The sequence below is a fragment of the Pseudomonas sp. HY7a-MNA-CIBAN-0227 genome, from assembly GCF_040310325.1.
Taxonomy (GTDB): domain Bacteria; phylum Pseudomonadota; class Gammaproteobacteria; order Pseudomonadales; family Pseudomonadaceae; genus Aquipseudomonas.
In genome coordinates, this window is sequence record NZ_JBEOPT010000012.1 from 146,451 (window position 1) to 170,241 (window position 23,791).

Here is a 23,791-nt window from a genome sequence, read left to right on the forward strand (position 1 = left end):
TCCAGTCTATTCGTTTAGATGGCAACAAGTGCGGATGACCCCCGATACGCTCTATCACTGTCGATACTTTACATTATAAGATCGGTTTTCCCTGCGCTCGCTGGTGCACCTGCTAAACTCCAGCTTTAAGCGAGAACTTATAGTCATGGCGCGTCAAGATTTAGTCTGCCGTGCGCTTTATGATTTCGCTGGTCAACTTGCATTGCGCCCTCTTATTAAATAAAGCGCCATATTGAGCACTTTCAATAGTGTCTCAGGTGGTGTTTTGGTTTTGCGCTCACACGGTATTTTTGGCTTTAACAAAAATAACCGCTTAGCGTTACGTTTTTTTCACTCGCCTCTAAATAAAGTGATATCTGACAGCTTCTGCACAGGGCGCAAGGTCCGCAGAGCTAAGGAAATCGGGAGTTGTTATGTCAATGCGATTGATAAGGCTGAACTTGCGCACCACTTTGTGTTTTGGCGTTGTCTGTCTTTTGCTATTGATACAAGGGAGCCTGACGCTGGTAAAAGCTGACAAGATTTATGCCTCGACGGTCGCGATTGAAACTAATTGGCTTCCCAGTATTAGCCAGGCAGGAAAAATAGAAAGCGCATTGCTAAACCTTCGGCTGGAGCTGCGTCGATTTGCGATGGAAAACAATAGGTTGAGTGGGGACTCCGCTGACGCGATCAAGGATGCGAGGAACGTATTGGTTGACGTGACAGAGAAGTACTCAAAATTTGTTTCAAGTCCGCAGGAGAAAAACAAGTACGAAGACATAGTGAAAGGCGTCCAGAGTTATAACCTCAAGGTTGATGAGCTGGTGACCATGGATGCATCTCGTTCGATAAATGATATCAACGTGTTTATCCGCGACCAGGCCAGTCCCGTGGCGTTAAAACTTCAATCGTGGATCGGTGAACTGGTGGCTATAAACCAAAACGGTGCGCAAATCGCCGTGGGTACGGCCTCCGATGAGTTTGATGCCGCCCGCCTGCTTACCATTGTGCTGATGGTGGTCTCGGTCTTGTTGACGGTCGTGGTGGCGCACCTGTTCACCAAAAGCATTATCACGCCGGTCAAGGAGTTATTGGCGGCGACGGCCAAGATTGCCCAAGGCGACCTGCGTGTCGCCATTAATATCAGTGGCAAGGACGAGTTGACGGATCTGCAGCAGTCTACGGCGGCCATGCAAATGAACCTGAAAAGCACCTTGCAGCATATCTCCGAAGCTTCGGGGCAACTGGCCTCGGCGGCGGAGGAGATGAGTTCGATCACCAAAGAGTCAAGTGCAGGCATTGAGCGACAAAGTATGGAAACTGATCAGGCCGCTACGGCAGTCAATGAGATGACTGCGGCGGTAGAGGAAGTGGCCAGAAATGCTGTCTCGGCTTCCCAATCGACTCAAGACTCCCAGCGCTCGGCAAAAGTGGGTCAGGACCGTGTTGCCCAGACCATTGCCTCGATTGAAAAGTTGAGCGCAACGGTTCAGCAAACCGGGCTGGAAGTCGAAGGGCTCGCCAAGCAGGCCCAGGATATCGCCAAGGTGGTCGAGGTTATCCGTTCCATTGCCGAACAAACCAACTTGCTTGCCTTGAATGCGGCGATCGAGGCGGCCAGGGCCGGAGAGCAGGGGCGCGGCTTTGCTGTCGTGGCCGACGAAGTCAGGGCGCTGGCCCACAGAACGCAAACCTCTACCCACGAAATTGAACAGATGATTGCGAAAATCCAGAGCTGCTCCAGTGAGGCGGTGTTGTCCATGGAGTTGAACCGCAGTGAAGCCGTGGACTCGTTAAAGATCGCCCATGAAGCAGGCGCCGCCATTACCCAAATCACCCAAGCCATCTCTGATATCAATGAAAGAAATCTGCTGATTGCGACCGCATCGGAGGAGCAGGCCCATGTGGCTCGTTCCGTTGATCAGAACCTCATCAGCATCAGGGATCTTTCTATTCAGAGCTCTTCTGCCGCCGGTCAGACATCCATTGCCAGCAATGAACTGTCCAAGCTTGCGGTGGATCTTAAGCAGATCGTTTCAAAGTTTTCCGTGAGTTAGTTGATTGGGGTTTGACGTATGTTGAAATGCATTCCTGCGTCGCAGGTGACTCTGGGTATGCACATCCATAAGCTTGATGGTTCATGGATCGATCATGCTTTTTGGAAGAGCAGTTTTTTGCTCAACCGCAACGAAGATTTGCAGCGCTTGTTGGCATCAAAGGTCCAGGGTGTCTGGATTGACACCGAGAAAGGTTGCGACCTGAAACCGCAGGGCCTACAGGCCGTACATAAACCACCTGCCTTGAAACGCCCGGTGGCTTCCCCCCATATGGAAATGAAGGCTGAGGTGGCGCGCGCGGTCAAGGTGTGCGCTGTCGCCAAAGGCGCGGTCATCGAGATGTTCAGTGATTTGCGCATGGGCAGGGCGGTTGAGTTAACCCGAGTGGCCAGCCTGGTCGAGGAAATATCCCAGTCGGTGCTACGCCATCCCCATGCATTGATTAGCCTGGCCCGTTTGAAAAAGTCTGATGAATACACCTACATGCATTCGGTTGCCGTCAGTGGATTGATGATCGCGCTGGCCCGGCAATTGAGCCTCTCGCCTGAGCTGGTCCAGGAGGCGGGCCTGGCGGGCTTGTTCCATGATGTCGGGAAAATGGCCATCCCGGAGGGCATTTTGAACAAGGCTGGGGCGCTGACTGAGGCGGAGTTCGACATCATGCGCAGTCACCCGGTGGAGGGCGCGAAAATGTTGCGCAACTGCCCGCATATCAGTGCATTGGTGCTGGATGTCTGTCTGCATCACCACGAGAAATGCAACGGCAGCGGCTATCCCCACGGCCTCGTCCAGGATCAGATCAGCCTGTTTGCGCAGATGGGCGCTGTGTGTGATGTCTACGATGCGATCACTTCAGAGCGTCCCTACAAGCGCGGCTGGGGGCCGGCCGACGCGATTCAGAAAATGGCTGAGTGGAAAGGCCATTTTGACGAGAGGGTGTTCCAGGCGTTTGTTCGGTGTGTGGGGATCTACCCCGTTGGTGCTCTGGTCCGCCTGGAGAGTGGTCGTATTGGCGTGGTAATAGAGCAAAACCCCAAGTCCTTGCTCACGCCGGTGGTCAACGTGTTTTTTTCGGCGCGCTCTCGCTTGCCGATTGTTCAGGCGGTGGTGAATCTGGCCGAACAGCGCGACAAGATCATCGGCCGGGAGTCCGCTGAGGAGTGGGGATTCAAGCATGTCGACGAGTTGTGGTCGGGGCTCGCCCAGCCTAAGACATCCTATTTTGGCTAGGCCTTATGCGTCGCCTTAAAGCTGATTCAACGGGATCTTCAAATACACCACCCCATTCTCCTCCGCTGGCGGCATATTTCCCGCCCGCACATTGACCTGAATCGCCGGCAGCAACAGCGTCGGCATACCCAGGCCCGCATCACGCTGGGTACGCATTGTCACAAACGCCGCCTCATCCACCCCGTCATGCACATGAATATTCCCGGCCCGCTGCTCGGCAATCGTCGTCAGGCATTTGGCGGCCCTGCCTTCGGGCGGGTAGTCGTGGCAGACATATAGACGCGTTTGCGGCGCGAAGGCCAGCAACTTGCGCATCGAGGCGTAGAGCTGGCGTGCGTCGCCGCCGGGAAAGTCACAGCGCGCCGTGCCGACATCGGGCATGAACAGCGTGTCGCCCACCAGGATCAATTGATCGTCGATCAGGTAGGCCATGTCCGCCGGCGTATGCCCTGGCACATGCAGGGCACGGGCCTTGAGGTTGCCAATGTGGAACACCTCATCCGGGGCGAACAGATGATCGAATTGCGAACCGTCGACACGGAACTCCGGTTCCAGGTTGAACAGGTTCTTGAATACGCCCTGTACCTTGGTGATGGACTTGCCGATGGCGATCTTGCCCCCCAGTTGCCGGCGCAGATAGGGTGCGGCGGACAGGTGATCGGCGTGGGCGTGGGTCTCCAGCAGCCATTGCACCTGCAAGCGGTGCTCGCCCACGAAGGCAATCACCTGGTCGGCCTGGGCCGTGCCGGTGCGCCCCGAGGCTGGGTCATAGTTGAGCACCGAGTCGACGATGGCGCACTGGCCACCGTCTTGTTCATAGACGACATAGGTGTAGGTCGACGATGCCTCGTCCAGAAAGGATTGAATCAACGCTGACATAACGGTCGTCCTGAGTGGCTGGGGGCCGGGAAATCGCGGCTTACATTCATGGTGTTTTCCACATAACCTTGCGAGCTTAAGTGAATTAAAGGACTCGAGGCAAAGGATGGCATCGTGGTGGCAAACAGCAGGGCGTGATGCCATACGGCAACGACCCTTGCGTGCATTGACTAAAAAAGGCCAAAAACCATGAACGACCAACACTGGGGACCGACCATCAGTGGCGATATCGTTGTCATCGGCGGCGGTTCCGCGGGTATCGGCCTGCTGGCCAGCCTGCTCAAGGGCCGCGAATGGCTGACCCGTATGGCCAAGGTGGATTGAGAGAACCCTATGCTACTGGCAAGTTTTTTTGGCGTGATCATGGGGTTGGTGATGGGCTTGACCGGCGCCGGCGGTGGAATTATCGGCGTTCCGGCCCTGGTGCTGGGGCTTGGCTTGACCATGACCCAAGCAGCGCCCGTATCGTTGTTCGCCGTGGGCGCGGCTGCCGCTGTCGGGGCCATAGATGGTTTGCGCCATGGCCTGGTGCGCTACCGCGCGGCGCTGCTGATCGCCTTGCTGGGGGCGCTGTTTTCGCCGCTGGGGGTGTTCCTGGCCCATCAACTGTCGGACAAAATTCTGATGGGCCTGTTCAGCGCGCTGATGGTGCTGGTGGCCTGGCGCATGTTGCGGCGCGAGAAGGTCGAGGCGGGGCCCAGTGACCATGGCGCCGCTTCCTGGGGCCAGAAGAACTGCATGCTCAATCAACAGACCGGGCGCTTCTCCTGGACCGCCAAGTGTACCGCCACCCTGGCAGCCTTGGGCGCGGTGACCGGTGCCGTGTCGGGTTTGCTCGGTGTTGGCGGCGGGTTTCTGATTGTGCCGGCATTCAAGCAACTGACCGATGTGCAGATGCGCGGCATTGTCGCCACGTCGTTGATGGTGATCAGCCTGATTTCCCTGATCGGCGTGGTCGGCGCGTTTCATGCCGGTGTCACCATCGACTCCGTGGGCTGGGTGTTTATCGTCTCCAGCATCGTCGGGATGATTGTGGGGCGGCGCCTTTGTTCGCTGATTCAGGCCAGAACCCTGCAAGTGGGTTTCGCCAGCCTATGCTTTTTGGTTGCCGTCGGCATGCTGTCCAGAGCCTTCATCTAACACCGCACATTCACTGCAGGAGCGAGGGTGACCTGGCCTAGCTCGTGCTGGCGAGAAACTTGAGGGCCCACGGTATATCAGTCGCCAGGAATTGCTGATCCACTACGATCGCAGGCAAACCAGCACACACATTCTTAACTGCGCCCCCTCGGGCAATCGGTTTCCCTTTGATACCCGTCAAGGCATGTTACGACGCTTTGCCTCATGCTCCTGGCCAGAATATTTTGGCTGATGGAGATCGCCATGGGCGCCCCTGTAACACCTGCAGTCTCATACAAGCTGCCCATGGGCCTGGTCATCGCCGTGCTGGTGATGGTCGGCGTGCTGCTGTTGCCGCTGCCTGCCGACTTGCCGGTGGCCGGGCATCGGATGCTGGCGATCCTCGTGTTTGCGGTGGTGGTGTGGATCAGCGAAGCGGTGTCCTACGAGGCCAGTGCGATCATGATCACCTCGCTCATGGCTTTTCTGCTGGGCACCGCGCCGTCGATGCAGGACCCCACTCACCTGATCGGCTCCAGCTCGGCCATCGGCATGGCCCTGACCGGCTTTTCCAACCCGGCCCTGGCCCTGGTGGCCGGCGCGCTGTTTATCGCCGCTGCCATGACCCACACCGGTCTGGATCGGCGCATCGCCCTGGTGACCTTGACCCGCGTCGGCACCAGCACCCGAGGGATTCTGGTGGGGGCGATTGCCGTGACCATCCTGCTCAGCCTGGTGGTGCCCAGCGCCACCGCCCGCAGCGCCTGTGTGGTGCCGATCATGATGGGCGTGATCGCCGCCTTTGGTGTCGACAAGCGTTCCAACATCGCCGCCGGGATCATGATCGTCGTCGCCCAGGGCACCAGCATCTGGAACGTCGGCATCCAAACCGCAGCCGCGCAAAACCTGCTGACCGTCGGTTTCATGGACAAGATGCTCGGCCAGCGGGTGTCGTGGATCGACTGGTTGATCGCCGGTGCGCCGTGGGCCGTGATCATGTCGGCGGTGCTGCTGTTCCTGGTGTTGAAACTGCTGCCACCGGAAAGCGACAGCATTCCCGGCGGCAAGGAAGCGGTGGCGCAGTCCCTGGCGGACATCGGGCCTATGACCGGCCCGCAAAAACGTCTGCTGACGGTGTCGGTGCTGCTGTTGCTGGCCTGGGCCACGGAAGGGCGGCTACACAGTTTTGATACCACCTCGACCACCTACGTCGGGCTGGTGTTTTTGCTGCTGCCGGGAATCGGGGTGATGACCTGGAAAGATGTGCAGCCGCGCATCCCGTGGGGCACGGTGATTGTGTTTGGCGTGGGCATCAGCCTCGGTACGGCGCTGCTGACTACCCATGCCGGGCAATGGTTGGGCGCGCAGGTGGTAGGGCATACCGGGCTTGATCAACTGGGACCGCTGGGGGTGTTTGCCATTCTTGGGGCGTTCTTGATCGTGATCCACCTGGGGTTTGCCAGTGCCACGGCGCTGACTTCGGCGTTGTTGCCGATCCTGATTGCGGTGTTGCAAACCCTGCCGGGAGATATCAACCGGTTGGGCATGACCATGCTACTGGGATTCGTCGTCAGCTATGGCTTCATCCTGCCGATCAACGCACCGCAGAATATGGTGTGCCTGGGCACCGGGACCTTTACCGCCCGGCAGTTTGCCAAGGTTGGGTTGCTGGTGACCTTGATCGGTTACCTGTTGATGCTGGTGTTCGCCGCCACATGGTGGCGTTGGCTGGGCTGGATCTGAAGCACAAGGAGCGTTGCCATGGCTGTCGCGCAGAACAGGCAGTAATGCCTGACCGTTGAGGTCAGCCACGCAGAATGAGAATGCTACAAGGTTGACCTGCCTTCATGGCAAGATGAACCCTGCTCAGGTTTACGAGTCCCTTTGCAGAGGTTTTTACCGTGCGGCGCGTTGCGGCACGGTCATCAAGGTCACCGAATGGATAAGTACACCCCGCGCACCTGGCAGCCCCACGAGCGTCCGGCCCTACCGGGTTCGCCGTCTACGCCGTTGCACTCCACCCGCAAACGCTGGGCTTATGCCCTGGTCGGCCTATTGGTGGCAATCACTGGCGGCCTGGGCAACTCCCTGGTAATCGCCAACCTGACTTACCTACAAGGCGCATTGGGTGCGACCACCGCCGAAATGGCCTGGCTGCCCGCCGCCTATGTGATGACCAACGTCTCGATGAACCTGCTGCTGGTGAAGTTTCGCCAGCAGTTTGGCCTGCGGGCGTTTACCGAGGTGTTCCTGGTGCTGTATGCGCTGGTGACCTTCGGCCACTTGTTCGTCAACGACTTAAGCTCCGCCATTGCCGTGCGGGCGGCCCACGGCATGGTCGGTGCGGCGCTCAGTTCCCTGGGCTTGTACTATATGATCCAGGCGTTTCCGGCAAAGTGGCGGCTCAAGGCCCTGGTGCTGGGCTTGGGCACCTCGCAATTGGCCTTGCCATTGGCTCGGCTGTTCTCCGAAGACTTGCTGCAAATCGCCGAATGGCGCGGGCTGTACCTGTTTGAACTGGGCATGGCGCTGACCTGCCTGGGCTGCGTGTTCCTGCTCAAATTGCCGCAGGGTGATCGCCTCAAGACCTTTGAGAAACTCGACTTCCTCACCTTCGCCCTGCTGTCTACCGGCGTGGCGTTGCTGTGTGCGGTGCTGTCCCTGGGCAGGATTGACTGGTGGCTGGAAGCACCGTGGATCGGCATCGCATCGGCCTGTTCGCTGGTGTTGATCATGGCCGGCCTGGCTATCGAGCATAACCGCGCCAACCCGATGCTGATGACCCGCTGGCTGGGCAGCGGGGTAATGATTCGCCTGGCGTTGGCGGTGATCCTTATCCGCATGGTGCTCTCGGAGCAGTCCACCGGCGCCGTGGGCCTTTTGCAGGCGCTGAACATGGGCAGCGAGCAGATGCGCACCCTGTATCTGGTGATGCTGGTGGGGGCGATTGCCGGTTTAGCCACCAGCGCGCTGACCATCAACCCGGCCCATTTGCTGATGCCGCTGGTCATTTCCCTGGCGCTGATGGCCACCGGATCAGTGATCGACAGTTTCTCCAGCAACCTGACCCGACCGCAGAACATGTACATCAGCCAGTTCCTGTTAGGCTTCGGCGGCACGTTCTTTCTTGGCCCGACCATGGTCCTGGGCGTGCGCAACGTGTTGACTAACCCCAGCAACCTGGTGAGTTTCTCGGTGCTATTCGGGATTTGCCAGAACCTTGGCGGGCTGATTGGCGCAGCGTTGCTCGGCACCTTTCAGATCGTGCGGGAGAAGTTTCACTCCAGCATGATTGTCGAGCACCTGACCTTGATGGACCCTCGGGTGGCCGCACGGGTGCAGAGCGGCGGCTCGGCTTACGGTTCGGTGTTCGCCGATCCGGAACTGCGCAACCTGATGGGCATTCGCAGTCTGGCCACGGCGGCCACCCGTGAAGCCAATGTCATGGCTTATAACGACGTGTTCATGCTGATTGCGGTGATCGCGGTACTGACCATGATCTGGATTTTTATCCACAGCCTGTGGCTGATGAGTACCACCAAAGCTGCCGTAAGTGCAGCGCCTCCCGTTCAACCTAGCGGTGCACTTTCTTCATGACCGAACCGACGACTACGACTACCAACGCAATCGCTTCCACCCCGCAAGACAGCGCCCCGCCCAGTATTGCGGCCACCGAACCACGTTCATTGTGGGTGCGGATCATCTCGTCCCTGGGCTTTGCCGCGATTGCCATCGTCGGGGTGTTGATCGTGCTCTATGCCTGGCAGTTGCCGCCGTTCAGCAGCGCCGTGGAGACCACCGAAAACGCCCTGGTGCGTGGCCAGGTGACGATCATCGGGCCGCAGCTCAGCGGTTATGTGTATGAAGTGCCGGTGCAGGACTTCCAGTTCGTCAAGGCCGGGGATTTGCTGGTGCGCCTGGACGACCGCATCTACAAGCAGCGCCTGGACCAGGCCCTGGCGCAATTGGCGGTGCAACAGGCGTCTCTGGCCAATGTGGTGCAGCAACGCAACAGCGCCGAGGCGACCATCAAGTTGCGGCAAGCCGCCTTGGTCGACAGCCAGGCCCAGGCCCGCAAAAGCACCGCCGACCTGCGCCGCAATGAAGAGTTGATCAGCGACGGCTCAGTGTCCAAACGCGAGCTGGACGTGACCCGCGCCGCCAGCGCGCAAACCATCGCTGCCGTGGCCCAGGCCCAGGCCAGCCTGGAAATCGCCCGCCAGGACTTGCAGACGGTGATCGTTAATCGCGGTTCATTGGAGGCCGCCGTGGCCAGTGCCGATGCGGCGGTGGAGCTGGCGCGCATCGACCTGTCCAACACCCGCGTGGTTGCCCCGCGCGACGGGCAACTGGGGCCGATTGGCGTGCGCCTCGGTGCTTACGTTAACTCCGGCGCGCAGTTGATGGCCCTGGTGCCGAACCAGTTGTGGGTGATTGCCAATATGAAAGAAACCCAAATGGACAATGTGCAAGTGGGCCAGCCGGTGACCTTTACCGTTGATGCCCTGAACCACCGCAAATTTCACGGCACGGTGCAGCGTATTTCCCCGGCCACCGGTTCTGAGTTCAGCTTGTTGCAGGCGGACAATGCCACGGGCAACTTCGTCAAGATCGCCCAGCGGGTGCCGGTGAGGATTACCGTCGACCCGGATCAGGAGCAGAGCGAGCGCTTGCGGCCGGGGTTGTCGGTGGTGGTGAGTATTGATACGGCGGGAAGGCTCCAGAACACACCTCCCTAAGCTGCGAAGAAATGTTGGTTAACCCACCGCGGCGTCGACAAGCAGCACCGTTTCATCCGGCCATGACCATGGGGGGCAGGGTGCCGAGCAGGGAAACCGCCGCAACGGCCGCCACACCCAGTAGCCATTCCAGTAGCACGCTGGCTTTCAGCGTGCCCAGCCGCTGCTCGCAGTTGTTTATGCGCAGTCGGTTCAGTAGCGCCAGCCCCAGCATTGCGGCCACCAGCAGCACTTTGACCAACAGAATCAAGGCAAAGCCGGTGAACAGCGGCGTCGGCCAGAACTGCCCGGTGAGGACGCGAACATTGATCAAACCGGTCACCAGCAAGCCCGCCACCATGCCATAACCAACACCGCTGAAGCGTCTGAGGATTGGCTCCAGTGGAGGGTGTGCAGATTGCCTGAGGATCAACACCAGCATCAGTAAACCGCCGAGCCAGGCGCTGACACAGACCAAATGCACCACTTGATTAAGGATCAACAATTGCCCACTGATACCGTCGAGCATGGCGCCATGGCCTACCGGCGCCAGGGTTGCCAGCAGCAGCGCGCTCAACGGCAGGCGCAGGGCGGTCCAGGGCATCATGAAACTGAGTGCCAGCAAAACATTCAGCAGCAGGTGCCAGGCCCAGACCTGACCGAAGAAGGTTTTGCCCAATACCAACTGCACGGTCGACAGCTCTAGCGCCGCTGGCCAGGAGCCCGCGATGCTGGCGGTGATCAGCAATAGCCAGGCGACCCCGGAAACCAGGGCCAGCCAGGCCAGCAGACGGGTGATGCGTGTCAGTTGTCGGTCCAGCACCGGCTGCGGTTTCGCGCCCAGCAGCCAGGGCCTGAATGCACAGGCCCCGAACATCAACAGCACGACGATGAAATGCAGGAAACGGCACAGAACCAGCAGCGTAGCCATGGATTATTGGCCGACCTTGAAGCTGTAGCGGCCTTCGCTTTTGTGGGTGTCGACCGACACAGCGTGCCACTCGACCTTGTAGGTGCCGGCGGCCAAGGGGGCAGCGGGTGTCACCACCAGGACTTTCTTGTCGGCGTCCGGGGTTTCCAGGCCCTTGACCGCCACTTCGGTGCCGTCCTTGCTCAGCGAGACGTTGGTGAAGGTGGCTTCGATGCCTTCGCTAAAGGTCAGTCGCACGTCCTTCGGCGCGGCGACAGTGCTGTCGGCTGCGGGTGTAGCGCTTTTTAGGTGCGCGTGGGCAAATGCCGCCGAGGCACCCAGCAAGGACGCGAGCAGGGCCACGGTGGTGAGGGTTTTCTTGATCAACATTGTTCAATACCCATCAACTGGAAAGGAGCAGCAGTGTACGAAGTTTCGGCTTGGCCTGTCGCCCCGATCTAGAGCGGATGGTAGTCTCTGGGACATGTTGTTGTCAGGGAGCCCTTATGGGCAATCACAAGATCGGTATTCGTCGTGTTAACGTCGAAAAGATTCTGCTGGCGGCTGAAAAGGTCTTCGCCGAAAAGGGCTATGGCAGCACCGCCATGGCCGATATCGCCGAAGAAGTGCAACTGCCACGCTCCAATCTGCATTACTACTTCAGCACCAAAAGTGAGCTGTACAGCGCGGTGCTGTTTGACCTGCTGGAAGTGTGGAAGCAGGACGCGCTGTGCTTTGAGATGTTCGATGACCCCCGCGTAGTGCTCAGCAGTTACATCCGCGCCAAGATGCAGCATTCGCGCAGTCGCCCCTATGGCTCGAAAGTCTGGGCCAACGAAATCATCCACGGTGCCCCGACCCTCGGTGAGGCGCTGGACGCCAGCCTGTACGACTGGGCCAAGATGAAGGAGGCGAAAATTCGCCAATGGGTGGAAGACAAACGCATCTTGCCGGTGGAGCCGTCGAGCCTGCTGTACATGATCTGGGCGTCGACCCAACACTATGCTGACTTTGATCATCAGGTGATGATTTTGAACGACCACGCGCCGCTGTCGGACATGCAGTTTGAAAGGGCGGTGCAGACGGTGACCAGTGTGATTTTACGGGGGATTGGGTTGGAGCCTTGAGCCTTGTGGTATTAGCGCCGGCCTCATCGCGGGCAAGCCCGCGATAACGGTGTCTATCAGGCACCGATGAAGGTCAGGTTATTACACCGACTCCCGATAGGGATTCCTTGGGTCTTGCGTCCAGTTGAGAAATGGCTTGCCCGTATCTACCGGTACCATCTCAATGCAATCGGCCACCGGGCAGGTGATCTGGCACAAATTGCAACCCACGCACTCATCATCAATCACTTCGTATTTATGCGTCCCATCCGCCATTTTGAGGCTGGCAATGGCCTGGTGTGAGGTGTCTTCGCAAGCGATATGGCAGCGCCCACAACCAATACACGCTGCCTGATCAATCTTGGCAATCACCTGATAGTTGATGTCCAGGTACTTCCAGTCGGTGGTATTGCCCACCGCCCGCCCGGAAAATTCCTGCAAATTGGCGTAACCCTGGCTGTCCATCCACCGCGACAGCCCATCCTTCATTTCTTCGACGATCCGAAAACCATGGAGCATCGCTGCTGTGCACACTTGCACTGCGCCGCAGCCCATGGCGACGAACTCCGCCGCATCGCGCCAATTGCCAATGCCGCCAATCCCGCAGATGGGCAAGCCCTGGGTCTGCGGGTCGCGGGCGATTTCTGCGACCATGTTCAGGGCTATCGGCTTGACCGCTGAACCGCAGTAGCCGCCGTGGGTGCTTTGGGTGCCGACCATCGGCAAGGCGACCATGCGTTCCAGGTCGACGCTGGTGATGGAGTTGATGGTGTTGATCAGCGACACCGCATCGGCACCACCGCGATAAGCCGCACGGGCAGCGATGCGGATGTCCGTGATGTTGGGTGTGAGCTTGACGATCACCGGCAGCGAGCAATAGGTCTTGCACCAGCGCGTCACCTTTTCCACGTACTCCGGTACCTGGCCCACCGCCGCGCCCATACCCCGTTCCGGCATGCCGTGGGGGCAGCCGAAGTTCAGCTCGATGCCGTCGCAGCCGGTGGCTTCCACCAGGGGCAGGATGTGTTTCCAGGACTCTTCGACGCACGGCACCATCAACGACACGATCAGGGCGCGATCCGGCCAGTCTTTTTTCACCTGGGTGATTTCCCGCAGATTGATCTCCAGGGAACGGTCGGTGATCAGCTCAATGTTGTTGATGCCCAGCACTTCTCGGTTGGCGCCATAGTGCGCCGAGTAACGGGACGAGACGTTGACCGCCGCCGGGTCCTCACCAAGGGTTTTCCAGACCACGCCACCCCAGCCGGCTTCGAAGGCGCGGACCACGTTGTAGGCCTTGTCGGTGGGCGGCGCGGAGGCCAGCCAGAATGGATTGGGGGCTTTGATACCGGCGAAGACAATCGAGAGATCGGCCATTTACGCAGCCTCCACGTTGAGCATGAGTTGGGCGTGCATGGCCTCGGCGGCCAACTTGCCGTGCTGGACGGCCTGGACGGTAAGGTCCTGGCCGAGGCTGACGCAGTCACCGCCGGCATACACGCCGGGGATGCTGGTGCGCAGCTGTTCGTCGACGAAGATGCGGTCGCCCTGGCGTTGCAGTTGGTGGGCCAGTGGATCGTGCAGAGCCTCGTCGTCGAAACCTTGGCCGATAGCCTTGAAGATGGCGTCGGCGGCCAGTTCGAAGGTTTCGCCTGTAGGCTGCAGGCGACCATTTTCCATGCGTGTGCGAGCAAAGCGCATGCCGCGCACATGGCCCTGATCATCCAACAAAATTTCCTCCGGTTGGGCCCACGTCAGCAGGCGCACCTGATTGGCCTTGGCGATGTCTTGCTCATGGCCGGTGGCGCCCATTTCGCTCAAGCCACGGCGGTACACCAGATTGACGTCGCGGGCGCCGAGGCGGGCCATTTGCACGGCCATGTCGATGGCGGTGTTGCCGGCGCCAAGGACGATGCAGCGGTCGGCCAAGGGCAGTAGGCTGAGGTCATCGGCCTGGCGCAGTTCACGGATATAGTCGGTGGCGGCGACCAGGCCTGGCGCATCTTCGTGAGGTAGGCCCAATTGTTTACTGGCGGCAAGACCCAGGCCGAGGAACACCGCGTCGAATTGCTGGTGCAATTCACTCAAGGTCAGGTTGTCGCCCAAGCGCTGGCCGTGGCGAATTTCGATGCCGCCGATTTGCAGGAGGAAGTCCAGTTCCTTCTGGGCGAAGTCGTCCACCAGCTTGTACTTGGCGATCCCGTATTCATTGAGGCCGCCAGCCTTTTCCCGTGCTTCGAAAATCACCACGTCATGGCCGTGCAGGGCGCTGCGATGGGCGCAGGACAAACCCGCTGGCCCTGCGCCGACCACGGCGATGCGCTTGCCGGTGGGCGCGGCACGTTGAAACGGATGCTCGCTGAAGTGTGCATTGTCGACGGCATAACGCTGCAGCAGGCCGATCAGCACCGGGGCGCACTCTTCGGCGTTGTTGCGCACGCAGGCTTGCTGGCAGAGAATTTCCGTCGGGCACACTCGGGCACAACTGCCGCCGAGGATGTTGGCCGAGAGAATTTTCTGCGCCGCGCCCTGGACGTTTTCCGTGTGGATATTGCGAATGAACGACGGGATATCGATCTCGCTGGGGCACGCGTTGACGCACGGTGCGTCATAGCAGTAAAGGCAGCGCGAGGCTTCCAATTGCGCTTGCCGGGCGTTGAGCGGCGGCGCCAGGTCGGTGAAATGGGCGGCGAGGGCGGCCGCATCTTCGTGGGGGTGTGGAAGATGGTTCAGGGTCTGGATCACGGTATTGGCCTCACGGTTTGCCTCTAACGGGCATTGTTTTTGTTGCCTGGGCGGACGCTATTGCAGGCAAGCCAAGCCCCACAGGGGAATGCATTTCAAATGTGGGAGCCGGGCTTGCCCGCGATAGGCCGAAGGCCGCTTTCAGCGTTTTACAGTCACTGGCCTGGAATGCTCAGCCCGCTTGCTCAACTGCTCGAACACCGACGGATACGCCGGCCGTTCGACATAACGTCCGGCACCGCGCTCAGCTCTTAAATCGCCATCAACCCAGACCAACTTGCCCTGGCTGATGGTATGGCTGGGCACGCCGCGCACGGTCTTGCCTTCGAAGATGTTGAAGTCCACCTGCTGGTGGTGGGTCTTGGCGGAAATGGTCCGTGTGCCTTCGGGGTCCCAGAGCACCAGGTCGGCATCGGCACCGACACGGATCGCACCTTTGCGCGGGTAGAGGTTGAAGATTTTCGCGGTGTTGGTGGAGGTCAGCGCTACGAACTCCTGCATCGACAACCGCCCGGTGTTGACCCCTTCGTCCCACAACAGCGCCATGCGGTCTTCGATACCGGCGGTGCCGTTGGGGATCTTGCTGAAATCGTCCCGGCCAGCGGCTTTTTGCTCGGCGCAAAAGCAGCAATGGTCGGTGGCGGTGGTGTGCAGGTTGCCCGATTGCAGGCCATGCCATAACGCTTCCTGATGCCCGCGCGGGCGGAAGGGCGGGCTCATCACGTAGCCGGCGGCGGTTTGCCAGTCGGGGTGCTGGTAGACGCTGTCGTCCAGCAGCAAATGCCCGGCCAGGACTTCGCCGTAGACCGGTTGGCCCTTGCTGCGGGCGTAGGTGATTTCGTCCAGTGCCTCTTTGGTCGAGACGTGTACCAGGTACAACGGCGTACCGATGGTTTCAGCGATGCGAATGGCGCGGCTGGCGGCTTCGCCTTCTACCTGCGAAGGCCGGGACAATGGATGGGCCTCGGGACCGGTGATACCTTGGGCCATCAACTTGCGCTGCAAGTGATAGACCAGCTCGCCGTTTTCGGCATGCACCGTCGGCACCGCGCCCAGTTCCAGGCAGCGTTCGAAGCTGGCCACCAGGGTGTCGTCGGCGGCCATGATCGCGTTCTTGTAAGCCATGAAATGCTTGAAGCTGTTGATGCCGTGATGGCTGACCAACTCGGCCATTTCTTCGCGCACCTGCTCGCTCCACCAGGTGATGGCAACGTGAAAACCGTAGTCGGCCGCTGATTTTTCCGCCCAGCCACGCCACTGGTGAAAGGCGTCCATCAAGGATTGCTGGGGGTTGGGAATCACAAAGTCGATGATCGATGTTGTTCCGCCCGCCAGGCCTGCCGCCGTACCACTGAAAAAGTCTTCACTGGCCACGGTGCCCATGAAGGGCAGTTGCATATGGGTATGGGGATCGATGCCGCCGGGCATCAGGTATTGGCCGCTGCCGTCGAGTATCTGGGTGCCAGCGGGAATATCCAGATCAGTGCCAATAGCGCGGATTAGACCCTCAAGGCACAAGACATCGGCTCGGTAACTTTCATCATGGGTAATAACGGTGGCGCCACGGATCAACAGAGACATGCCGAGTTCCTCACGGGCTTGACCGGCTTATGCCAGTTCTAAGTGTTGTAATGCATCGCGCCGCTGGGAAGGTTAATTCCTGTCAGCGGTGACAGGAATAGAAATTAGCCCGAGTTTTTAGAATGAGCAAGAATATTTTTTATAAGCTTATACGTTTATTAAATTGTTGATTTATAAGGATAATAAATAAAAATCACCAAAATGTAGCGTCCTCTCACCATTTTGACGCACTTGACAGGTTCCCAATATGAGCAACATTTCTTATTGCAAATCAGACGCTTGAGACATGCCTCTTGACGGGGGCGGGAAATAAAAATAATTGTGTTGCACCAGATTGAGTCCTGATGGTTCGGGCAACTTGCGCATTATTTGGCCTGTGTAACGCTGCAAGTACCGAGGGCTTGATCGGTCGAAACAATAAAGCTGATAAACATCAGCGAGTTATATAAGCGGTGCGGACGAAGTGACGGCTTACGGCACGGTTATTGAGTGCAGTGGCGGTTGGCCGGGTCCGTGATGTCATGTTGTCAACGAGGTACTCCGGCCATCCCGCGTCCTGCGTGGGATGAGCAAAAATAATTCGAAAAAACCGTGGAGCGGCCATGCAACAGAACAGATCGCAAGTCATCGAACGCGACGGCCTGTACGAACTCGACGCCGGCGACGACGTCCTCGACAGCCCCCGTTACAACCACGACATGGCACCTACCAAGGTGCACGAACGCACCTGGAACAAATGGCACATCACCGCGCTGTGGATCGGTATGTCGATCTGCGTGCCGACCTACACCCTGGGCGGTGTGCTCACCGCCTACTTTGGGTTGTCGGTGGGCGAGGCGTTGATGGCGATCCTGCTGGCCAACGTCGTGGTGCTCATTCCCCTGACGCTAAACGCCTTTCCCGGCACCAAGTACGGCATTCCATTTCCGGTGTTGCTGCGCTCCTCCTTCGGGGTGATCGGCTCCAACGTGCCGTGCCTGATTCGCGCCCTGGTGGCGTGCGGCTGGTTCGGTATCCAAACGATGTTTGGCGGGCTGGCGATTCACCTGTTCCTGGGTTCGATTTTCGAGGGTTGGAAGTCGTTGGGCGGCACCGGTGAGGTGATCGGTTTCATGATCTTCTGGGGGCTGAACCTGTGGGTCGTGCTGCGGGGCGCCGAGTCGATCAAATGGCTGGAAACCCTGTCTGCGCCGCTGTTGGTGCTGGTGGGTATAGGCCTGCTGGTGTGGGCGTTGCCCAACGTGTCGCTGACCGAGTTGATGGCAATCGCGCCCAAGCGCCCCGAAGGCGCCAGCCTCACCGGCTACTTCATGGCGGGCCTGACGGCGATGGTCGGTTTCTGGGCCACCTTGTCGCTGAATATTCCCGACTTCAGCCGCTACGCCAAAAGCCAGAAGGACCAGATCCTCGGGCAGATTTTTGGCCTGCCGCTGACCATGTTCCTGTTCGCTGCCCTCGGCGTGATCATGACCGCCGCCTCGGTGAAACTGGTGGGTGTCAGCGTCTCCGATCCGGTGACCTTGATCGGCCATATCCAGAGCCCGGTGTGGGTGGCCGTGGCCATGCTGCTGATCATCGTTGCCACCTTGTCCACCAACACCGCGGCGAACATCGTATCCCCCACCAATGACTTCCAGAACATCGCGCCCAAGTTGATCAACCGCACCACGGCGGTGGTGCTTACCGGCCTGGTGGGGCTGGCGCTGATGGGCCATGAGCTGCTGAAAAAGCTTGGCCTGCTGGTCTCCGACGTCAGCCTGGAAACGGTCTATTCCAATTGGTTGCTGGGCTACTCAAGCCTGTTGGGGCCGATTGCCGGGATCATGGTGGTGGACTACTTCATCATCAAGAAACAGCAATTGGACCTGGCTGGGTTGTACCGCGATGACGTGTATCCGGCGTGGAATTGGTATGGCTTTATCGCCTTTGGCGTGCCGGTGGTGTTGACGTTGCTGTCGTTGGGCAGTGATGCATTCAGTTGGTTCTACAGCTATGGCTGGTTCACCGGCTCAGCGCTGGGCGGGTTGTTGTATTACGGCTTGTGCATGAAGCGCGGGGCCAGCCCGGTGGCGGTCAAAGCCCCTTAATAAACCATAAGAAATAGCCTGAGGAGATCACCATGAACGCTGCCCTTGACGTTCTGCAATCCACCCATCAGCACATCAATCGCGACCGTTTGTGGCTGTCCCTGATGGAACTGGCCAAGCTCGGTGCCACGCCCAAGGGCGGCGTCTGCCGCCTGGCTCTGACCGACCTCGATCGCCAGGCTCGCGACCTGTTTGTGAAGTGGTGCGAGGAAGCCGGCTGTACCGTGACCATCGATGGCGTCGGCAACATTTTCGCCCGCCGCCCTGGGCGCAATCCCACGTTGCCACCGGTGATGACCGGCAGCCATATCGACACCCAGCCCACCGGCGGCAAGTTCGACGGTTGCTTTGGCGTGCTGGCCGGGGTGGAAGTGTTGCGCACGCTCAACGACCTCAAGGTGGAAACTGAAGCGCCACTGGAAGTCGTTGTGTGGACCAACGAAGAAGGCTCGCGCTTTGCGCCGTGCATGATGGGTTCCGGGGTGTTTGCCGAGAAGTTCACTCTCGAAGATACCCTGGCCAAAACCGACGCTGACGGTGTGACGGTGGGTGATGCGCTGAACGCCATTGGCTATGCCGGATCGCGGCCAGTCAGCGGGCATAAGGTGGGCGCCTATTTCGAGGCGCATATCGAACAAGGCCCGATTCTCGAAGATGAACGCAAAACCATCGGCGTGGTGCTCGGCGCCCTCGGCCAGAAATGGTTCGATCTGAAGCTGCACGGCGTCGAAGCCCACGCCGGCCCGACGCCGATGCATTTGCGTAAAGATGCCTTGGTGGGCGCCGCCGCCGTGGTCGCCGCGGTCAATGCTGCCGCTCTTGGCCATCAACCCCATGCCTGTGGCACCGTCGGATGCCTGCAAGCCTATCCCGGCTCACGCAATGTCATCCCCGGTGAAGTGCGCATGACGTTGGACTTGCGCCACCTGGAGCCAGCACGGCTTGATTCAATGATTGCCCAGGTACGCAAGGTGATCGACGACACCTGCGAGAAACACGGCCTGACGTTTGAGATGACACCCACCGCCGACTTCCCGCCGCTGTACTTCGACAAAGGCTGCGTCGATGCCGTGCGTGATGCCGCTAATGGTTTGGGCCTGTCGAACATGGACATCGTCAGCGGGGCAGGGCACGACGCGATCTTCGTCGCCGAACTCGGCCCGGCCGGGATGATCTTCGTGCCGTGCGAAGGCGGCATCAGCCACAACGAAATCGAAAATGCCGCGCCGGATGATCTGGCGGCGGGGTGTGCGGTGTTGTTGCGGGCGATGGTGGCGGCGTCACAGGCAATTGCCAGCGGAAAACTGGCTGCCTGACTCCCAGATGATCGTTCCCACGCGGGGTGAACGGGAACGATCAGCCTTCTGATGGCCGAACGGGTGGAAGCAAAGGGCATTGATGACGGACGGTCACGGTCAGGAAGTGGTGCAGACCCATGACTTCAACTGCATGCCGGGGCGATCCCCTAGGCATGGTGCGCGGTGGGTTTGCGCGACTTGCTGGTTGCTGCGGGCCTGGTTTGCGGATGATGGCGGCGGCGGGTAATGCGCAATACGCCCCACAGCATGGCGCCGGCGACGGCCAGCCAGCCACAGACCAAGAAAAAAATCGTTGTTGTCAGGCTCATAAGTGCCTCCTTTCGCCCTGTGCAGGGCACGTACTGTCTTCTCATGGACAGTCTAGCTATCGGGTGGTTGCACGCTATTGACCAATGGTCGAAGCGTGCAACTTGTTTGCTCTATCCCCGGCCATTTACTGCGGCTCAAGGCTATACCCAGGTTCCAGAGCGCCCTATGATCGAGGCCCACGCCTGCAGATGATCAAGAGAGTGAAGAAGTTGCGCTTACGGCCGAACGTTAAAACCTCCTTGCTGGTGGCAGCCTGTGTCCTTGGACTTGCAGCCTGTGCCGGGCAACCCTCGAAAATCCGAGGCTTGCCTGAGCGTGTTGAACTCAACGGCGTGCCGGTGTTTCGCAGTGAGGCCTATCAGAGCGGTCCCGCTGCCTTGGCCAGCATGCTGTCGCAACAAGGTATTGTGATTACACCGGGTTTGCTGGATAAGCCGCTGCACCTTCCAGGCGCGGAAGCTGACCTTGAGCACAATATGCAGGTGCTGGCGCGCGAATACGGGATGCTGGTGTATCCGCTGGATGCCAAGCTGCCGGCACTGTTGGCACAAGTGGCCGCCGGGTATCCGGTGATGGTGCGGATCACCGAGGGATCGACCTTCTGGGCTGGGCCACGCTACGCCGTGCTGGTCGGCTACAACCAGCAGAAGAGTACGGTGTTGTTGCGGGAGGGAATGAACCGGCGACAGCTGATGGGCTTCAGTGCCTTTGAGTCCGCCTGGAAAAGCGCCGGCCACTGGGCGATCCTGATCCAGCGGCCAAGTCAGCTGCCGGCGAACGTGGATGCCGGACGCTGGCAGAAAGCAGCCAACGAACTTGCCCAGGCCGGGCAGGAGCAGGCTGCAGCCCAGGCACTGAAGGTGCTGGCCGGCAAACCGGTGAAATAGTAAAAACCATCTTGTGCAGGAGCGAGGGGGGCGCCTAGTTCCTGCTCGCGAAGAACCCGAGAACACCGCGCTGAGCAAGTCTGCTCCACAGGGGGTCTGCTTTGATTACCGGTGCGCCTCGGAAACCTGGGCTGTCCCGCTTTGGCGATTTTTGAGATTCTTGTCGGCCTTGTATTGCAGAGCTACGTCCGGCACTGAGCCGCTTTTGCCGGTCTCTACCCATTTGCGAATGCGGCTGGCATCGGCAAAGTGGGTGAGTTTGCCAAAGGCATCGAGGATCACCAGCGACACCGGACGGTTACCCATGCTGGTGACCAGCACCAGGCAGTGACCGGCCTGATTGGTAAAGCCGGTCTTGGTCAGCTTGATGTCCCAGTTGGCGCGGTTGACGAGGTGGTCGGTGTTGGAGAAACCCAGGGTGTAGCTGGGTTTGCGGAAAGACACGGTTTTTTCCTTGGTGGTGCTCAGTTGCGTGAGCATCGGGTATTTATGCGCAGCCTGTACCAGCTTGCTCAAGTCCCTGGCGGTCGAGACGTTATGAATCGACAAGCCGGTGGGCTCGACATAATGGGTGCTAGTCATGCCCAGGGCCTTGGCCTTGGCGTTCATCGCTGCGATAAAGGCTGAGTAGCCGCCCGGATAATGATGGGCAAGGCTGGCGGCGGCGCGGTTTTCCGAAGACATCAGGGTGATCAGCAGCATCTCTTTACGAGGCATTTCGCTGTTGATCTTGACCCGCGAGAACACACCTTTCATTTCCGGGGTGTCAGTGATGTTGATGGAGATGTACTCATCCATGTTCTGCTTGGCATCCAGCACGACCATCCCGGTCATCAATTTAGTGACGGAGGCGATGGGCACGACAACATCGGGGTTACTGGCGTAGATGACTTTGTTGGTCTGCAGGTCCACCAGCATGGCACTGCCGGAGGCAAGGTGCAGTTGCGAGGTATCGCGTGGGGCGAGGGTGGTTTCGCTGGCGCTGGCGAAGGTGCCTGTAAATGCAAAAAATAGGCTGATGATAGAAATACGAATTTTCACGCGGATGAACTCGCTAAAAGTAGGGATATACCGTTCTGCAACGGGCTTTCTGAAAAATGACGTTACATTTTAGAAGTATGGATCAGAAACTGTCGAATGTTCTTCCAGAGCCAGACGAAAGCCCTTAAAAACAAAGAAAAAAGCGGTTATTTTCGGGGCAATAAAAAGCCCCGCCATAAGGCAGGGCTTTTTCAGAGCGGCTGGTTATTAGTCGTGCAGGGTTTCTGCAGCATACAGCGTGTTTTCCAGCAGGCAGGCACGGGTCATTGGACCGACGCCGCCCGGAACCGGGGTGATCCAGCCGGCACGGGGCAGGGCGGTTTCGTACACCACATCGCCCACCAGCTTGCCGTCTTCCTGACGGTTGATGCCGACGTCGATGACGATGGCGCCTTGCTTGATCCATTCACCTTTTACCAGACCCGGCTTGCCGGCGGCGACCACCACCAGGTCCGCCCGGCCGACGTGACCGGCCAGGTCCTTGGTAAAACGGTGAGTGACGGTCACGGTGCAACCGGCCAGCAGCAATTCCATTGCCATCGGGCGACCGACAATGTTGGAAGCGCCGACTACGACCGCATCCAGACCATAGAGGTCGACGCCGGTGCTTTCCAGCAGGGTCATGATGCCCTTCGGGGTGCAGGGCCGCAGAAGCGGAATGCGTTGGGCCAGGCGGCCGACGTTATAAGGATGGAAGCCGTCGACGTCTTTATCCGGGCGAATACATTCCAGCAGTTTGGACGCATCCAGATGCTTGGGTAACGGCAGTTGAAGCAGGATGCCGTCGATCTTCGGGTCACCGTTGAGGCTCTCGATCAGGTCGGTGAGTGCCTGCTGGGTGGTATCGGAAGGCAAGTCATAGGCCTTGGAAATAAAGCCGACCTCTTCACAGTCTTTACGCTTGTGCGAGACATAAACCTGAGAGGCGGGATCACTGCCGACCAGAATCACCGCGAGGCCAGGCGTGCGCAGGCCCTGCTGGCGACGCTCAGCGACACGTTTGGCGATCTGCTGGCGCAGGCTGGCGGCGATCGTTTTGCCGTCGATAAGTTGTGCAGTCATTACGCGTGATTAACCATCGAGAAGGGGAAGAAAAGTGCACGCATTCTCGCACGCCAGGACGTGAGGGCAAAGGCGCTTGGTCTGTAAATTCCCCTAACCCCTTAAATAAAATGAGTTTTTTTTAAAAAGGATTTGACGAGTTCCGGGGGCGTCTATACTATTCGTCGCACTTGTCGGGCACAGCCTAGCACTGGTTAAGAAGGTCGAGCAGAATGTTTGTTCTGTAAGGCTGGAAGCACTTAGTTTGTAATCCTCAAAGAGTACAGATTAATAAAGCGCCCGTAGCTCAGCTGGATAGAGCATCCGCCTTCTAAGCGGATGGTCGCAGGTTCGAGTCCTGCCGGGTGCGCCATTAGGCAGCTTTGGCACAAGTAGCGCTATATGGTGGGCGTAGCTCAGTTGGTAGAGCACGGGATTGTGACTCCCGTTGTCGAGGGTTCGATCCCCTTCGTCCACCCCATATTTAAAAGGCGCCAGATTAACAGTCTGGCGCCTTTGCTTTAAGAGCTTCAAGCGCGGATGTGGTGGAATTGGTAGACACACTGGATTTAGGTTCCAGCGCCGCAAGGTGTAAGAGTTCGAGTCTCTTCATCCGCACCAAATCAAGCTTCACTTGGGTCTAGTGCCTTTAGTGAAGCTCAACAAAAAATCCGTTTTAGTCGGATTTTTTGGTCACGCTACAATGGTGGGCGTAGCTCAGTTGGTAGAGCACGGGATTGTGACTCCCGTTGTCGAGGGTTCGATCCCCTTCGTCCACCC

20 protein-coding genes and 4 tRNA genes are annotated in these 23,791 nt (G+C 58.9%); 15 read left to right on the forward strand and 9 right to left on the reverse strand.

The window, feature by feature from the left end:
• Nucleotides 1-419: 419 nt before the first annotated feature.
• Together AAEZ06_RS20000 and AAEZ06_RS20005 are read left to right on the forward strand one after the other, a co-directional pair.
• Nucleotides 420-2,039: a methyl-accepting chemotaxis protein gene (locus tag AAEZ06_RS20000; protein WP_502948043.1), complete on the forward strand. Its 1,620-nt coding sequence runs from the start codon at nucleotides 420-422 to the stop codon at nucleotides 2,037-2,039.
• Between the two features lie 18 nt (nucleotides 2,040-2,057).
• Nucleotides 2,058-3,269, forward strand: a complete 1,212-nt coding sequence (locus AAEZ06_RS20005; protein WP_350615834.1) for a cyclic di-GMP phosphodiesterase — start codon at nucleotides 2,058-2,060, stop codon at nucleotides 3,267-3,269.
• A gap of 15 nt (nucleotides 3,270-3,284) precedes the next feature.
• Here the strand turns inward: AAEZ06_RS20005 and AAEZ06_RS20010 are convergent, their stop codons facing one another.
• Nucleotides 3,285-4,148, reverse strand: coding sequence for an MBL fold metallo-hydrolase (locus AAEZ06_RS20010; protein ID WP_350615836.1), 864 nt, complete (start codon nucleotides 4,146-4,148; stop codon nucleotides 3,285-3,287).
• A gap of 189 nt (nucleotides 4,149-4,337) precedes the next feature.
• Between AAEZ06_RS20010 and AAEZ06_RS20015 the strand changes: the two genes are divergently transcribed.
• The 5 genes from AAEZ06_RS20015 to AAEZ06_RS20035 all read left to right on the forward strand — a co-directional run bounded on the left by AAEZ06_RS20015 (nucleotide 4,338) and on the right by AAEZ06_RS20035 (nucleotide 10,006).
• Nucleotides 4,338-4,472, forward strand: a complete 135-nt coding sequence (locus AAEZ06_RS20015; protein ID WP_350615864.1) for a hypothetical protein — start codon at nucleotides 4,338-4,340, stop codon at nucleotides 4,470-4,472.
• Nucleotides 4,473-4,481: 9 nt separating this feature from the next.
• Nucleotides 4,482-5,288, forward strand: a complete 807-nt coding sequence (locus AAEZ06_RS20020) for a sulfite exporter TauE/SafE family protein (RefSeq protein WP_149415047.1) — start codon at nucleotides 4,482-4,484, stop codon at nucleotides 5,286-5,288.
• A gap of 243 nt (nucleotides 5,289-5,531) precedes the next feature.
• Complete coding sequence (locus tag AAEZ06_RS20025) at nucleotides 5,532-7,010, forward strand: DASS family sodium-coupled anion symporter (protein WP_149415046.1); 1,479 nt, start codon at nucleotides 5,532-5,534, stop codon at nucleotides 7,008-7,010.
• 195 nt (nucleotides 7,011-7,205) lie between these two features.
• Nucleotides 7,206-8,864, forward strand: coding sequence for an MFS transporter (locus tag AAEZ06_RS20030; RefSeq protein ID WP_149415045.1), 1,659 nt, complete (start codon nucleotides 7,206-7,208; stop codon nucleotides 8,862-8,864).
• The gene (locus AAEZ06_RS20035; RefSeq protein ID WP_149415044.1) at nucleotides 8,861-10,006 is read left to right on the forward strand and encodes an HlyD family secretion protein; all 1,146 of its coding nucleotides are present in this window, start codon (nucleotides 8,861-8,863) and stop codon (nucleotides 10,004-10,006) included. Before AAEZ06_RS20030 ends, AAEZ06_RS20035 begins: the two co-directional genes overlap by 4 nt.
• A gap of 52 nt (nucleotides 10,007-10,058) precedes the next feature.
• Here the strand turns inward: AAEZ06_RS20035 and copD are convergent, their stop codons facing one another.
• Nucleotides 10,059-10,916 carry a copper homeostasis membrane protein CopD gene (gene copD, locus AAEZ06_RS20040; RefSeq protein WP_149415043.1) on the reverse strand — a complete coding sequence of 286 codons (858 nt, stop codon included), beginning with the start codon at nucleotides 10,914-10,916 and terminating at the stop codon, nucleotides 10,059-10,061.
• 3 nt (nucleotides 10,917-10,919) lie between these two features.
• Nucleotides 10,920-11,285 carry a copper homeostasis periplasmic binding protein CopC gene (gene copC / locus AAEZ06_RS20045; RefSeq protein ID WP_149415042.1) on the reverse strand — a complete coding sequence of 122 codons (366 nt, stop codon included), beginning with the start codon at nucleotides 11,283-11,285 and terminating at the stop codon, nucleotides 10,920-10,922.
• Nucleotides 11,286-11,401: 116 nt separating this feature from the next.
• On the opposite strand from copC, the gene AAEZ06_RS20050 reads away from it, so the two are divergent.
• Complete coding sequence (locus tag AAEZ06_RS20050; protein ID WP_149415041.1) at nucleotides 11,402-12,022, forward strand: TetR/AcrR family transcriptional regulator; 621 nt, start codon at nucleotides 11,402-11,404, stop codon at nucleotides 12,020-12,022.
• A gap of 81 nt (nucleotides 12,023-12,103) precedes the next feature.
• Here AAEZ06_RS20050 and preA read toward each other — a convergent pair whose 3' ends face one another.
• From preA to hydA, 3 genes are all read right to left on the reverse strand, one after another.
• Nucleotides 12,104-13,378: an NAD-dependent dihydropyrimidine dehydrogenase subunit PreA gene (gene preA, locus AAEZ06_RS20055; protein ID WP_149415040.1), complete on the reverse strand. Its 1,275-nt coding sequence runs from the start codon at nucleotides 13,376-13,378 to the stop codon at nucleotides 12,104-12,106.
• Complete coding sequence (locus AAEZ06_RS20060) at nucleotides 13,379-14,746, reverse strand: NAD(P)-dependent oxidoreductase (protein ID WP_149415039.1); 1,368 nt, start codon at nucleotides 14,744-14,746, stop codon at nucleotides 13,379-13,381.
• Between the two features lie 141 nt (nucleotides 14,747-14,887).
• Nucleotides 14,888-16,327: a dihydropyrimidinase gene (hydA, locus tag AAEZ06_RS20065; RefSeq protein ID WP_350615842.1), complete on the reverse strand. Its 1,440-nt coding sequence runs from the start codon at nucleotides 16,325-16,327 to the stop codon at nucleotides 14,888-14,890.
• Nucleotides 16,328-16,929: 602 nt separating this feature from the next.
• On the opposite strand from hydA, the gene AAEZ06_RS20070 reads away from it, so the two are divergent.
• A complete protein-coding gene (locus AAEZ06_RS20070) occupies nucleotides 16,930-18,414 on the forward strand; it encodes an NCS1 family nucleobase:cation symporter-1 (RefSeq protein WP_350615844.1) in 1,485 nt (494 codons plus the stop codon).
• Between the two features lie 32 nt (nucleotides 18,415-18,446).
• Nucleotides 18,447-19,730: a Zn-dependent hydrolase gene (locus AAEZ06_RS20075; RefSeq protein WP_149414022.1), complete on the forward strand. Its 1,284-nt coding sequence runs from the start codon at nucleotides 18,447-18,449 to the stop codon at nucleotides 19,728-19,730.
• Between the two features lie 149 nt (nucleotides 19,731-19,879).
• Here AAEZ06_RS20075 and AAEZ06_RS20080 read toward each other — a convergent pair whose 3' ends face one another.
• A complete protein-coding gene (locus AAEZ06_RS20080; protein ID WP_350615846.1) occupies nucleotides 19,880-20,041 on the reverse strand; it encodes a hypothetical protein in 162 nt (53 codons plus the stop codon).
• A gap of 210 nt (nucleotides 20,042-20,251) precedes the next feature.
• Between AAEZ06_RS20080 and AAEZ06_RS20085 the strand changes: the two genes are divergently transcribed.
• Nucleotides 20,252-20,929: a peptidase C39 family protein gene (locus tag AAEZ06_RS20085; RefSeq protein ID WP_350615862.1), complete on the forward strand. Its 678-nt coding sequence runs from the start codon at nucleotides 20,252-20,254 to the stop codon at nucleotides 20,927-20,929.
• 105 nt (nucleotides 20,930-21,034) lie between these two features.
• Here the strand turns inward: AAEZ06_RS20085 and pbpG are convergent, their stop codons facing one another.
• Complete coding sequence (pbpG, locus tag AAEZ06_RS20090; protein ID WP_149414021.1) at nucleotides 21,035-21,970, reverse strand: D-alanyl-D-alanine endopeptidase; 936 nt, start codon at nucleotides 21,968-21,970, stop codon at nucleotides 21,035-21,037.
• 207 nt (nucleotides 21,971-22,177) lie between these two features.
• A complete protein-coding gene (folD, locus tag AAEZ06_RS20095; RefSeq protein WP_350615849.1) occupies nucleotides 22,178-23,032 on the reverse strand; it encodes a bifunctional methylenetetrahydrofolate dehydrogenase/methenyltetrahydrofolate cyclohydrolase FolD in 855 nt (284 codons plus the stop codon).
• 275 nt (nucleotides 23,033-23,307) lie between these two features.
• Here folD and AAEZ06_RS20100 point away from each other — a divergent pair.
• The 4 genes from AAEZ06_RS20100 (at nucleotide 23,308) to AAEZ06_RS20115 (ending at nucleotide 23,790) form a co-directional block, all read left to right on the forward strand.
• A tRNA-Arg gene (locus AAEZ06_RS20100) sits at nucleotides 23,308-23,384 on the forward strand.
• Nucleotides 23,385-23,416: 32 nt separating this feature from the next.
• Nucleotides 23,417-23,492 (forward strand) — tRNA-His (locus AAEZ06_RS20105).
• 55 nt (nucleotides 23,493-23,547) lie between these two features.
• A tRNA-Leu gene (locus AAEZ06_RS20110) sits at nucleotides 23,548-23,632 on the forward strand.
• An 85-nt stretch (nucleotides 23,633-23,717) separates the two neighbouring features.
• Nucleotides 23,718-23,790 (forward strand) — tRNA-His (locus AAEZ06_RS20115).
• Nucleotide 23,791: the final 1 nt, after the last annotated feature.

Bases quoted from the DNA above. Each gene is read 5' to 3' on its own strand.
- AAEZ06_RS20080 (WP_350615846.1), bottom strand. From the start codon at position 20,041: ATGAGCCTGACAACAACGATTTTTTTCTTGGTCTGTGGCTGGCTGGCC.
- AAEZ06_RS20005 (WP_350615834.1), top strand. From the start codon at position 2,058: ATGTTGAAATGCATTCCTGCGTCGCAGGTGACTCTGGGTATGCACATC.
- AAEZ06_RS20010 (WP_350615836.1), bottom strand. From the start codon at position 4,148: ATGTCAGCGTTGATTCAATCCTTTCTGGACGAGGCATCGTCGACCTAC.
- AAEZ06_RS20075 (WP_149414022.1), top strand. From the start codon at position 18,447: ATGAACGCTGCCCTTGACGTTCTGCAATCCACCCATCAGCACATCAAT.
- AAEZ06_RS20025 (WP_149415046.1), top strand. From the start codon at position 5,532: ATGGGCGCCCCTGTAACACCTGCAGTCTCATACAAGCTGCCCATGGGC.
- hydA (WP_350615842.1), bottom strand. From the start codon at position 16,327: ATGTCTCTGTTGATCCGTGGCGCCACCGTTATTACCCATGATGAAAGT.
- copD (WP_149415043.1), bottom strand. From the start codon at position 10,916: ATGGCTACGCTGCTGGTTCTGTGCCGTTTCCTGCATTTCATCGTCGTG.
- AAEZ06_RS20070 (WP_350615844.1), top strand. From the start codon at position 16,930: ATGCAACAGAACAGATCGCAAGTCATCGAACGCGACGGCCTGTACGAA.
- AAEZ06_RS20030 (WP_149415045.1), top strand. From the start codon at position 7,206: ATGGATAAGTACACCCCGCGCACCTGGCAGCCCCACGAGCGTCCGGCC.
- AAEZ06_RS20015 (WP_350615864.1), top strand. From the start codon at position 4,338: ATGAACGACCAACACTGGGGACCGACCATCAGTGGCGATATCGTTGTC.
- AAEZ06_RS20000 (WP_502948043.1), top strand. From the start codon at position 420: ATGCGATTGATAAGGCTGAACTTGCGCACCACTTTGTGTTTTGGCGTT.
- AAEZ06_RS20035 (WP_149415044.1), top strand. From the start codon at position 8,861: ATGACCGAACCGACGACTACGACTACCAACGCAATCGCTTCCACCCCG.
- AAEZ06_RS20050 (WP_149415041.1), top strand. From the start codon at position 11,402: ATGGGCAATCACAAGATCGGTATTCGTCGTGTTAACGTCGAAAAGATT.
- preA (WP_149415040.1), bottom strand. From the start codon at position 13,378: ATGGCCGATCTCTCGATTGTCTTCGCCGGTATCAAAGCCCCCAATCCA.
- copC (WP_149415042.1), bottom strand. From the start codon at position 11,285: ATGTTGATCAAGAAAACCCTCACCACCGTGGCCCTGCTCGCGTCCTTG.
- AAEZ06_RS20020 (WP_149415047.1), top strand. From the start codon at position 4,482: ATGCTACTGGCAAGTTTTTTTGGCGTGATCATGGGGTTGGTGATGGGC.
- folD (WP_350615849.1), bottom strand. From the start codon at position 23,032: ATGACTGCACAACTTATCGACGGCAAAACGATCGCCGCCAGCCTGCGC.